This is a genomic window from Halomonas nitroreducens (assembly GCF_003966155.1).
Taxonomy (GTDB): Bacteria; Pseudomonadota; Gammaproteobacteria; order Pseudomonadales; family Halomonadaceae; genus Halomonas; species Halomonas nitroreducens.
In genome coordinates this window covers 18,156-28,785 of record NZ_RXNS01000029.1, presented here as the reverse complement: position 1 = coordinate 28,785, position 10,630 = coordinate 18,156, and the positions used below count along the sequence as shown (strand labels likewise).

The window sequence follows — 10,630 nt, the reverse complement described above, 5'->3', positions numbered from 1 at the left end:
CTGGGCGGCCATGGACCAGACGGTGCCCTTCGGCGGCGTCAAGCAGTCGGGCAACGGCCGCGACAAGTCCCACCACTCCCTGGAGGAGTATTCCGACCTCAAGAGCGTGTGGATGTCGCTCTCGCCCTGAGTCAGGGGCCGTCGATGATGCCCCGATGGGGAATCCCCAGCCCCTGGCCGGCCGCGGCGACGCGGCCGGCCCTTTTTGTGTCCTCAGCGCGCCGTGTCGAGCACCGGGCTGTCCCGATAGTCCCCGGGGAACAGGCGTTCGAGGTTCGCTACCTTGGGCAGGTCGTTGAACACGATGTAGGGCTGGTTCGGGTGGTGGTAGGCGTAGTCCTGGTGGTAGTCCTCGGCAGGGTAGAAGGCGTTCAGCGGGTCGAGACGGGTGACAATCGGCTGGTCGAAGACGCCGGCGGCGTCGAGCTGGTCGATGTAGGCCTCGGCGACGCGCTGCTGCGTCTCGTCGGCATAGAAGATGGCCGAACGATATTGCCTGCCCCGGTCCGGTCCCTGGCGATCGAGCTGGGTCGGATCGTGGGCCACCGAGAAGAACACCTGCAGCAGCTGGGCATAGGAGACCTGCCGGGGATCGTAGGTGATGCGCACCACTTCGGCGTGCTCGGTCCGGCCGGTACTGACGAGGCGGTAGTCGGCGGTCGCGGCCTCGCCGCCGCTGTAGCCGGAGACCACCTCGGTCACGCCGTCGAGGTGCTGGTACACGGCCTCGATGCCCCAGAAGCAGCCGCCGGCGAGCACCGCGCTCTGCAGCGCGTCGCCCGTGGGGGTAGGGCCGGTGGTGGCGGGCGGCGGCAGGGTGACGGCGCCGCTGGCGGCGTGAGTGAACGGTGTCCAGGCGAAGGCGGCGCTAAGCGCCAGCGCGGCGCCCAGCCCGACGAGGGGGCGGCGAGGCAGGGATGATGCGGGCATGGCGAGACTCCTTAGCAGTGAACCATGCCCTCACACTAGGTTCTCGGCCCGGCGGGAATCATCACGAACCGGTCACGGCGCTGCGGGCCGGTTGACGGGCTACTGGCCCGCCTGGCGGCGCGAGACCAGCGCCACATGGTCGAGGAACAGCCGAAACAGCTGCGACTGGCTGGAGATGTCCAGGCGCTGGTAGATGTGCTTGCGATGGACCTTGACGGTACCGTCGCTGATATCAAGCTCGCGAGCCGCCGACTTGGTGGAGTGGCCGGCCAGGAGCAGGCGCACGATCTCCCGCTCCCGGGCCGTGAGGGTCTCCCGCCCGAAGCTGTCGAAGGCGGCTTCCACCGGCTCGCGCTCGGCCAGGCGCGCCTGGAAGCGGTGGCCCTGCCATTTCCAGTAGTCGCCGAGCAGGGCGTCGATGACGGGCGCGATATGGCGCAGCGCCTGCAGGCTGCGCCGCGTCAGTCGCGGGGCATCCTCGCGAAAGCCCAGCGACACCACCATCACCACGTCGGTATCGACCCGGGCGAACAGGCCGACCTCGTCGGCGAGGCCCAGGGCGCGGTAGTAGTGGTGGTAGTAGTCGCTGCTCTCGAAACGGTCCGGGGCCAGCTCGCGCAGCCGATAGGCCCCGCTGTCCAGTCCGTCGTGGACGGCCTTGAAGAAGGGATCGAGCAGATAGGCCTGGCTCAGGTAGCGCTCGATGCCCTGCTCCCGTCGCTCCGGTGGGTAGTTGTCGTGAATCAGCAGCGGCCGGTGCTGGCCCTTGTAGGTGTTGATCAGCACGGTATCGAAGCCGGCCAGCGCGTGGAGGGTCTGCTCCAGCATGCGGGGGAAGCCGACTCCGCCGGCGGCGCGGGTGAGTTGGGCGAGACGCTGGTGCCAGGCCTGGCTGTCGGCCGTGGCGAGCAGGTCAGTGAGGTTCATGGGTAACGGCAGGCTCGAGTGACGGATCGCCGACTCAGGGTACCACCGGCGGCGTGGCGGGTGACACGGCTTGCGTCGGGCTATGCTCGGGACGACATGACCGCACTCACGGGAGGGGCATGCGCACGCTGTTGCTGGGCCTGGTGGTCATCGGCCTGCTGATGGGCATCGGCTTCGACAAGGGCTGGTGGTCGATTCCGCCGGCATGGAACCCCTGGGAACCCCTTCGGGTGGCGGCGCCGGTGACCCCGGTGACCCGCTGGAAGCTGGCGCGCCTGGAGGACGACCCCCAGGCCTGTCAGGCCATCCTGGCCGCGGTGCCCGAGGCGCGACTTCGCTACAGCGCCCTGGCCGACCATACCCCGGTTGCCGGCTGCCCCCTTAGCGACGTCCTGCGCCTGCATCGCGCGGGTGTCGCGTTCGACCGCAGCTTCATCGCCCGCTGTCCGCTGGCCGTGAGCTGGCTGCTCTACGAGCGGCATCGCCTGCAGCCCGTCGCCCGGGAAGTGTTCGATCAGCCGGTCGTGGCGGTGGAGCACCTCGGCAGCTTCGCCTGTCGCAATGTCTACGGACGCGAGCAGGGGCGTCGCAGCGACCATGCCGCCGCGGCCGCCCTGGACGTCGCGGCCTTCCGTCTCGCCGATGGACGACGCATCCGGGTGCAACGGGACTGGAATGACGGCGGACCGGCCGGCCGCTTCCTGCGCCGGGCGCAGCGGGGGGCCTGCGGGCTGTTCGGCACCGTGCTCGGGCCGGACTACAACGCGGCACATGCCGATCACTTCCACCTGGGACTGCGCGGCACGGGCATCTGCCGCTAGGGGAGGGCCCCCCGGCACACCTGCGTCACTGGCGGTGGCCGGCCTCTGGCCTCATCATGGGGGGAATCCGCCACCGCCGCCTTGCAGCGGTTGTACAGAGAGGAGCTTCGACCACACCATGCTGGGATTCCTGCAGGGGGCCGCCTACGGCCTGTTCCTCACGTGTCTGCCCTGGTGCCTGATCGGGCTGGCCAGCCCCCGACTGGCCCTGCCCACCGAGCATCCGACCCGTTGGCAGGTCGTCCTGCGCTATGCCTTCCTGGTGCCCTTCCTGAGCCTGCTGATGTGGCTGACCTCGCTGTGGGGCGGCTTCGATCCCAGCCTGCCGGGCTGGCTGGCGGGGCTGGTCGGCATCGCGGTGGAGATTCCGCTGGAGCGGCGCTGGCGGCGCTTCCGGGCGCGGCGCCACAAGCGCCGGCTCGAGGCCATGCTCAAGGCCGAGGCGACCCGCCGCCGCGCCGAACAGGCCCGGCAGGGCCGCGAGGCCGGGGTCGCCGAGCTCGACCCGGCGAACCCGCCGGCCGATGCCGACGAGGTCATCCAGGCCCTGTGCCGTGCCAAGCAGGAGTTGCTCGAGGCAGGACGCGAGGACCATGCCGCCCAGGTCGATCGTCTCTACAGCCGCTACCGCCATGTGCTGGGGGTGCTGGGCTCGCGCTTCGACAACAGCGAGCTGGCCCATGAGCGCGCCCGCTCGCTGGTGGAGGAGGTCTGCCTGGGAGCGGTGGACAACTTCACCGCCATGGCCTCCCAGGCCCGGGGCGTGGCCGGCCTCGACATCGACTTCATCCGTCGCCGCCTCGGCCAGGAGGCCGAGCGGCTGACCGCCAACGAGACCAGCGCGCTGCGCCGGCGCCTGGCGTTGATCGAGGACACCGAGCGCTCGCTGCGCCGGCTCGCGGCCCGCAATGAAGCGGCGCTGACGGCACTGGACGACACCAGCGTGGCGCTGTCGCGGATTGTCACCGACCGCCCGAGAGCCCGGGTCGGTGCCGACCAGGCTTGCGAGGAGCTGCGTCGCTTCATCAATGGCGCCGAGCGCTACAGCCGCCCCTCACGGTAGGGGGACGCCATCCTCGCGAACAGGCCGTTCCCGCCAGGGTCCTAAGCTGTGTCTGAGACGCAGAACCGGCAATCAAGGGAGTTCCATGCCATGAATGACGCGCCCAAGCCCGGCAGTCCGCTGTCGCTGCCACCGGTGGAACGCATCGCCGAGGAGTTGGAGGGGGCCGAGGCAGCCGCGTCCCGCCAGCAGGCCGAGGACCCCGAGCTGGCGGCCATGGCCGATGCCTTCGTCGCCCAGACCCTCGACGACCAAGAGGCGGGCGGGGCCAGCCGGCAGCGTCGCGCGGTGGACGAGATGGGCCTCGAGCTGCAGCAGCAGGCGGCTCGCCAGAGCGAGATGCTCAAGACACCGCTGCGCCAGCTGGCCGAGCACGGCGAGGAGGGCGGCCCGGTGGCCAAGGCACTGGTCGAGCTTCGCGAGCGCATGGGTGCCCTGGACCCTCGCCACCATCGCCTGACGCCGCGTCCCCTGGACCGGGTGCTGCGCCTGCTGCCGGGAGTGGGCAGCCGGCTGCAGCGCTACTTCCATCGCTTCGAGACCGCGCAGCAGGCCCTGGAGGCGATCATCGCCGATCTGGAGGGGGGGCGCGACATGCTGGAGCGCGACAACCTGACCCTCGCCGACGATCAGGAGGCCATGCGCCAGACCCTGGCGCAACTGGAGCGCCAGGTTGCCCTGGGACGGCTGATCGACCGGCGCCTCGAGCAGGCGGTGCCCGAGATCGTCGACGCGTCGCGGCGGGCCTTCGTCGAGGAGGAGCTGCTGTTCCCGCTTCGCCAGCGCATCCTCGACCTCCAGCAGCAGCAGGCGGTCTGCCAGCAGGGCGTGCTGGCCCTGGAGGTGATCATCCGCAACAACCGCGAGCTGATGCGCGGCGTGGACCGCGCCATCAACGTTACCGTCTCGGCGCTGAGCGTGGCGGCCACGGTGGCACTCGCGCTCGCTAACCAGCGCCTGGTGCTGGATCGCATCGAGTCCCTCAATGCGGCCACCTCGGAGACCATCGCCGGGACCGCCCGGGCCCTGCGCCAGCAGGGCGTCGATATCCAGACCCGGGCGGCCTCGGCCAACCTGGACCTGCAGGCCCTGGAAGGGGCCTTTGCCGACGTCATGGCGGCGATCGAGGATCTCTCGCACTATCGCCGCGATGCGCTGCCGCGGCTGGCCGAACAGATCGATCGCCTGGAGGTGCTGTCCCGGGAGGGCCAGACGGCCATCGACCGGCTCGACCGCGACGACGGCGCGGCGCCGCAGCGCGCGCCCTGAGACGGCGGCCGGCCCTCACCTGAAGTGCGCGGCGGCCTCCCGGAAGGCCTTGCGCATCCGCTCCCAGGCCTCGTCGGTACCCTTCTGCAGGTCCGACCAGGCGCCCTCGCTGGCACGCTGCAGCTCGTCCAGGCGCTGACGGGCCTCGTCGCGGCGACGGCGCAGCCGCTCCAGGTCTTCCTGGTGGCGGGCCTGGGTCTGGGCACTGGCCTGCCTGGCTCGGGCCATCAGCTCGTCGATCTCGGCGTTCCACTCGTCGAGGCTGGCCTTCAGGCGTTCGATGAACTCGTCTCGCTGGCTCATGCGGCTCTCCCGATGTCGTCTCCCTCGCCTGTGCTGATCCCTACGGCCCCACCGAGTTCCCTCGTTGCCGGCCATTGATGGAGATCGCGGCCGTGACCGCCCGCGGCTGGACTATCCTGCGGAATGAGGGCGGCGCCGTCGCCGCCACCGGGACGCTCCGGCCCTGCCGTGAACGGCCCCCTCATCCAGGCGGTGATCCGCAAGGAGGACGTCATGAGCAGCGAGGCCCGCAATGTCTTCGTGGTGGGGCTGAACGACTTCAACCGCCAGCGTCTCGAGAGCCTGCGTGGCGCCGAGGCCTACCGCTTCCACGGCATCATCGATCCCCAGGCGGTCTACGACACCGAGGTTTTCGACATCGCCGCCATGCTGGACGAGGCGACCCGGCAGCTGGAGGCCTTCGCGGGCCCGGTGGATGCCATCGTCGGCTACATGGACTTTCCCGTCTCCACCATGCTGCCGATCCTCTGCGAGCGCTTCGGCACCCGCAACACTTCCCTGGAAAGCCTGCTCAAGTGCGAGCACAAGTACTGGAGCCGCCAGGTGCAGAAGGAGGTCATCCCGGACTTCATCCCGGCCTTCACGGCCTTCGATCCCTTCGATGACGAGGCCCTGACCCAGATCGGCGAGGCGGGACTCTACTTCCCCTTCTTCGTCAAGCCGATCAAGTCCTCGGGGTCGCGGCTGGGCTTTCGCATCGACACCCCCGAGGACTTCTACCATGCCATCGACAAGCTGCGCGAGGACATCGGCCTGATCGCCGACCCCTTCAATACCGTGCTCGAGCATGCCCGGTTGCCCGACGAGATCGCCGCCGTGGACGGTCATTTCTGCATGGCCGAGGAGATCATCGGCGGCTGGCAGTGTACCGTGGAGGGCTATGTCTTCGAGGGCGAGGTGGTCAGCTACGGGATCGTCGATTCGCTGCGCTATCCCCAGGTGCTGAGCTTCTTCCACTATCGCTATCCCTCGGGGCTGCCCGAGCCCGTCCAGGCCCAGATGCGCGAGCTCACCGACACGGTGATGACCCATATCGGCTTCGACAACTCGGCCTTCAACATCGAGTACTTCTGGGACGAGGTGCAGGACCGCATCTGGCTGCTGGAGATCAACACCCGCATCTCCCAGTCCCACTGCGACCTCTTCGAGAAGGTCGACGGGGTCAGCAACCAGCAGGTCACCATCGACCTGGCGCTGGGCCAGCGGCCCGACATGCCGCATCACCAGGGGGAGTATGCCGTCGCCGCCAAGTTCTTCTACCGGGTGTTCTTCGTCGATGCCGTGGTCACTCGAGTGCCCAGCGAGGCGGAGGTCGCCGAGCTGGAGGCGGCCTTCCCGGGCACCGCGATCGCCCTGCAGGTGGAGGCCGGTCAGCGGCTGTCGTCCCTGCCCGAACAGGACAGTTACAGCTATGCCCTAGCCTATGTGTGGATGGGGGCCGACACAGCGGAGCAACTGCTCGACAACTATGATCGCCTGGCGGCGCGCCTGCCGTTCGCGTTCGACCAGGTCGAGGGCTGAGGCTGAAGAGGAGAACCAGGATGCGAATCGTCGATGCGTTTCCCCGCCGGGTCCGGGAAGAGGAAACCTGGATCCCCATGGCGGACGGCACGCGACTGGCGGCCCGGATCTGGCGGCCGGTGGATGCCGAGGATCACCCCGTTCCGGCGATCCTCGAGTACCTGCCCTATCGCAAGCGCGACCTGACCGCCGCCCGCGACGTCCAGAGTCACCCCTACTGGGCGGGGCACGGCTATGCCGGGGTGCGGGTCGACATCCGCGGTACCGGCGAGTCGGACGGCGTGCTCACCGACGAGTACCTGCCCCAGGAGCTGGACGACGGCGTGGCAGTGCTCGAATGGCTGGCCGAGCAGCCCTGGTGTACCGGCGAGGTGGGCATGGTGGGGATCTCCTGGGGGGGCTTCAACGGCCTGCAGATCGCCGCTCTGCAGCCGCCCCAGCTCAAGGCGGTGATCACCCTGTGCTCCACCGATGACCGTTACGCCGATGATATCCACCATATGGGGGGGTGCCTGCTCGGCGACAACCTGTCCTGGGCCTCGGCCATGTTCGACGGCAATACCTGCCCGCCCGATCCCGCACTGGTAGGCGAGCGCTGGCGCGAGATGTGGCGGGAGCGCCTCGACGGCAGCGGCCTGTGGCTGGCCCGCTGGCTCGAGCACCAACGGCGTGACGACTACTGGAAGCACGGCTCGGTGTGCGAGGATTTCGCGGCGATCCGCTGCCCGGTCTATGCCGTCAGCGGCTGGGCGGACGGCTACTGCAATGCCGTCTTCCGGCTGCTCGAGGGCCTCTCGGTGCCGCGCAAGGGGTTGGTCGGGCCCTGGGCCCACAAGTACCCTCACCTGGGCGTGCCCGGGCCGGCCATCGGCTTCCTCCAGGACTCGCTGCGCTGGTGGGACTACTGGCTCAAGGGCGAGGATACCGGGATCATGGACGAGCCCATGCTGCGCGTGTGGATCCAGGAGTCGATGCCGCCCTCGGCCCGCTACGATGTGCGCCCGGGGCGCTGGATCTGCGAGCCGAGCTGGCCCTCGCCGAATATTCTGCCCACCTCCTTCCGCCTCACGGTGGGGCATGACCTGCTGCCCGAGGCCGACGGGGTCGACGACGAGGCGACGCTGATGGTGCGTTCGCCGCTGTCGGTGGGGCTTTTCGCCGGCAAGTGGTGCTCCTATAACGCGCCCCCCGACCTGCCCCATGACCAGCGCGACGAGGACGGGGGCTGCCTGATCTTCCAGACGCCGCGCCTCGAGACGCCGCTGGAGATCTGCGGCCAGCCACGGGTCGAGCTCGAGCTCGAGGCCGACCAGCCGGTGGCCATGGTGGCGCTGCGGCTCATCGACATCGCCGAGGACGACAAGGCCACCCGGGTCTCCTACGGGCTGCTCAACCTCACCCATCGCGACAGCGACGAGTGCCCCGAGCCGCTGTTGCCGGGCGAGCGCTACCGCGTGACGGTGTCGCTGAAGCATATCGCCCAGCAGTTCCCGGCGGGCCATGCCATCCGCCTGTCGGTGTCCACCAGCTACTGGCCGTTGGCATGGCCGTCGCCCCGGCCGGTGCGGCTGACCGTGGTGCCCGGGCTCAGCCGGCTGATCCTGCCGGTGCGAGTCCCGCGCCCGGCGGAGGAGGCCGCCCTGCCGGCCTTCGGTGACCCCGAGGGCGCGCCGCCGATCGCCAAGACACTGATCCAGCCGACCCAGGAGAGCTGGCGCGTGATCCGCGACCTGGCCAACGACAAGACCACCCTCGAGGTGATCAACGATGAGGGCCGCTACCGCCTCGACGACATCGACCTGGAGATCGCCGCCCGGGTCACCGAACGCTACAGCTATTCCTACGGCAGCTACGACAGCATCAGCGGCTGGACCGAGTGGGAGCGCAGCTTCCGCCGCGGCGACTGGGAGGTGCGCACCCTGACCCGCACCCTGATGACCAGCGACGCCGATAACTTTCGGCTGCGTGCCACCCTGGATGCCTGGGAAGGCGAGACGCGGATCTATGCCAGGACCTGGGACGAGACGATTCCCCGGGATCTGGTGTAGCCCGGCAATCCGGCGCGAGGCGCCGGGGACCGGCCCTGGCAGAGGCCCTGCGCCGGGGGGAAGGTGGATGCTTCGGCAGGGAGTCGGCAGCGCCTCCTCGATGGACGGCGCCCCGGGGCCTGTCGCCGGCTGAGCCAGGCGTCATGGCGGACCTGGTGTGGGCAGGCAATGCATGGTCGCGCCGGCAGCGGGCTGCTATCTTGGCCTCCTTTCTCGACAGGGATGCCCCCATGAGCGTGATGACCGCCGGCGAGTCGCCACAGACCTGGGCCTCGCGCAAGGAAATCTTCGGTTGGGCGATGTTCGACTTCGCCAACCAGGCCTATACCCTGCTGATCATCACCGTGGTGTTCGGCGAGCTGTTCACCACGGTGATCGTCGGTGACCGTGGCGACGGCTATCGGCTGGCCAACTTCCTGTGGAGCCTGGCGCTGGCGGTAAGCTACCTGCTGGTGGTGGTCACCGGTCCTCTGTGCGGCGCGGTGATGGACTACCAGGCCGCCAAGAAGCCCTTCCTCTTCGTCAGCTACCTGGTCACCGTGGGCGCCACCGCCCTGCTCTACTTCGTGGCCCCCGGCTATGTGCTGCTCGGCCTCGTGCTGGTCGTGGTCTCCAACTATGCCTACTCCATGGGCGAGTCCTTCATCGCCGCTTTCCTGCCGGACCTGGGACCGCCGGAGGCGCTGGGCCGCATCTCCGGCTTCGGTTGGGCACTGGGCTATGTGGGCGGCCTCTTCGCTGCCGGTTTCACCCTGGTCGTCCTGGGCGAGGCCACCGCCGATAACTTCGAGCGCATCCGCTGGGTGGGGCCCTTCGCCGCAGCCTTCTTCCTGGTCACCGCCATCCCCACCTTCCTGTGGGTCCGGGAGCGCGGCACCCCGCAGCCGCCGGGCAAGCCCTACCGGGAGATCGCCTGGCAGCGGGTCTCGACGACCCTGCACGAGCTCAGGCGGTTCCGTGACCTGGCCACCTTTCTGGTCTCGCTGCTGTTCTCCATGGCCGGCGTCTACATCATCATCGCCTTCGCCTTCATCTACGGCGCCCAGGTGATCGGCTGGGACGAGTCGATCCGCAACATCATGTTCATCATCGTGCAGATCACCGCGGCCATCGGTGCCCTGGGCTTCGGCTTCATCCAGGACCGCATCGGCACCCGGCTCACCTACCTGATCACCCTGGCGCTGTGGGTGGCGGCGATACTGGCCATCTGGGCCACGCCCGAGCTCACTGCCTGGCTCAATGCCCTGCTGGGACTCGGCTGGGAGGCCCAGCACCTGTTCCTGGTGGTGGGCTGCCTGGCGGGGCTCAGCCTGGGCTCCAGCCAGTCCGCCAGCCGCGCCCTGGTGGGGCTGTTCTCGCCGCAGCGCAAGGCCGCCGAGTTCTTCGGCTTCTGGGGCCTGGCCAACAAGCTGGCCGGCGTGGGGGGGATCATCGGGCTGGGCCTGCTGCAGTCGGTGGTCGGGCTGAAGGCCTCCATCCTGCTCTGCGCCGCGCTGTTCATCGTCGCCATCCTGATCTGCCTGGGCGTCAACCAGGCCCGCGGCCAGCAGGCCGCCAGGGACTGGGAGGCGCGCAACGGCAGGTAAACCCACGATCGCGGCGCTCGACGCCCACGGGCAAGCGGGAGGGGCGCTGGTTCGCAGGGAGCGAACCGGCAACGCCGGTGGCTGTGGTCCGGGGGGGCCGTCGCGCTTCGCTGGCGACATCAAGCCGCCCTTGCCTGTGCCGGCGTGATGCCTGCTGAAATG

General features: G+C 69.3%; 10 protein-coding genes. 7 read left to right on the top strand and 3 right to left on the bottom strand.

Features of this window, described 5'->3' with window-relative positions; genetic code table 11:
• Positions 1-130 (top strand): aldehyde dehydrogenase family protein (locus tag EKG36_RS19850; protein ID WP_126487015.1); only part of this gene is annotated, 130 nt, incomplete at its 5' end.
• Between the two features lie 83 nt (positions 131-213).
• Here the strand turns inward: EKG36_RS19850 and msrA are convergent.
• On the bottom strand, positions 214-930 hold the full coding sequence (msrA, locus tag EKG36_RS19845; protein ID WP_126487014.1) for a peptide-methionine (S)-S-oxide reductase MsrA: 717 nt from the start codon (positions 928-930) through the stop codon (positions 214-216).
• A gap of 99 nt (positions 931-1,029) precedes the next feature.
• Positions 1,030-1,857, bottom strand: a complete 828-nt coding sequence (locus EKG36_RS19840; RefSeq protein ID WP_126487013.1) for a helix-turn-helix transcriptional regulator — start codon at positions 1,855-1,857, stop codon at positions 1,030-1,032.
• Between the two features lie 119 nt (positions 1,858-1,976).
• On the opposite strand from EKG36_RS19840, the gene EKG36_RS19835 reads away from it, so the two are divergent.
• From EKG36_RS19835 to EKG36_RS19825, 3 genes are all read left to right on the top strand, one after another.
• The gene (locus EKG36_RS19835) at positions 1,977-2,678 is read left to right on the top strand and encodes an extensin-like domain-containing protein (protein WP_126487012.1); all 702 of its coding nucleotides are present in this window, start codon (positions 1,977-1,979) and stop codon (positions 2,676-2,678) included.
• A 118-nt stretch (positions 2,679-2,796) separates the two neighbouring features.
• Positions 2,797-3,741, top strand: coding sequence for a cobyrinic acid a,c-diamide synthase (locus EKG36_RS19830; RefSeq protein ID WP_126487011.1), 945 nt, complete (start codon positions 2,797-2,799; stop codon positions 3,739-3,741).
• Between the two features lie 90 nt (positions 3,742-3,831).
• Entirely contained in the window at positions 3,832-5,010 is a 1,179-nt protein-coding gene (locus EKG36_RS19825) for a toxic anion resistance protein (protein ID WP_126487010.1), read from the top strand.
• Between the two features lie 15 nt (positions 5,011-5,025).
• On the opposite strand, the gene EKG36_RS19820 is transcribed toward EKG36_RS19825, so the two are convergent.
• Positions 5,026-5,313: a sll1863 family stress response protein gene (locus tag EKG36_RS19820; RefSeq protein WP_126487009.1), complete on the bottom strand. Its 288-nt coding sequence runs from the start codon at positions 5,311-5,313 to the stop codon at positions 5,026-5,028.
• A gap of 213 nt (positions 5,314-5,526) precedes the next feature.
• Between EKG36_RS19820 and EKG36_RS19815 the strand changes: the two genes are divergently transcribed.
• From EKG36_RS19815 to EKG36_RS19805, 3 genes are all read left to right on the top strand, one after another.
• Entirely contained in the window at positions 5,527-6,834 is a 1,308-nt protein-coding gene (locus tag EKG36_RS19815; protein ID WP_126487008.1) for an ATP-grasp domain-containing protein, read from the top strand.
• Positions 6,835-6,854: 20 nt separating this feature from the next.
• Positions 6,855-8,882, top strand: a complete 2,028-nt coding sequence (locus tag EKG36_RS19810) for a CocE/NonD family hydrolase (RefSeq protein ID WP_126487007.1) — start codon at positions 6,855-6,857, stop codon at positions 8,880-8,882.
• Between the two features lie 230 nt (positions 8,883-9,112).
• The gene (locus EKG36_RS19805; protein ID WP_126487006.1) at positions 9,113-10,468 is read left to right on the top strand and encodes an MFS transporter; all 1,356 of its coding nucleotides are present in this window, start codon (positions 9,113-9,115) and stop codon (positions 10,466-10,468) included.
• Positions 10,469-10,630 lie beyond the last annotated feature (162 nt).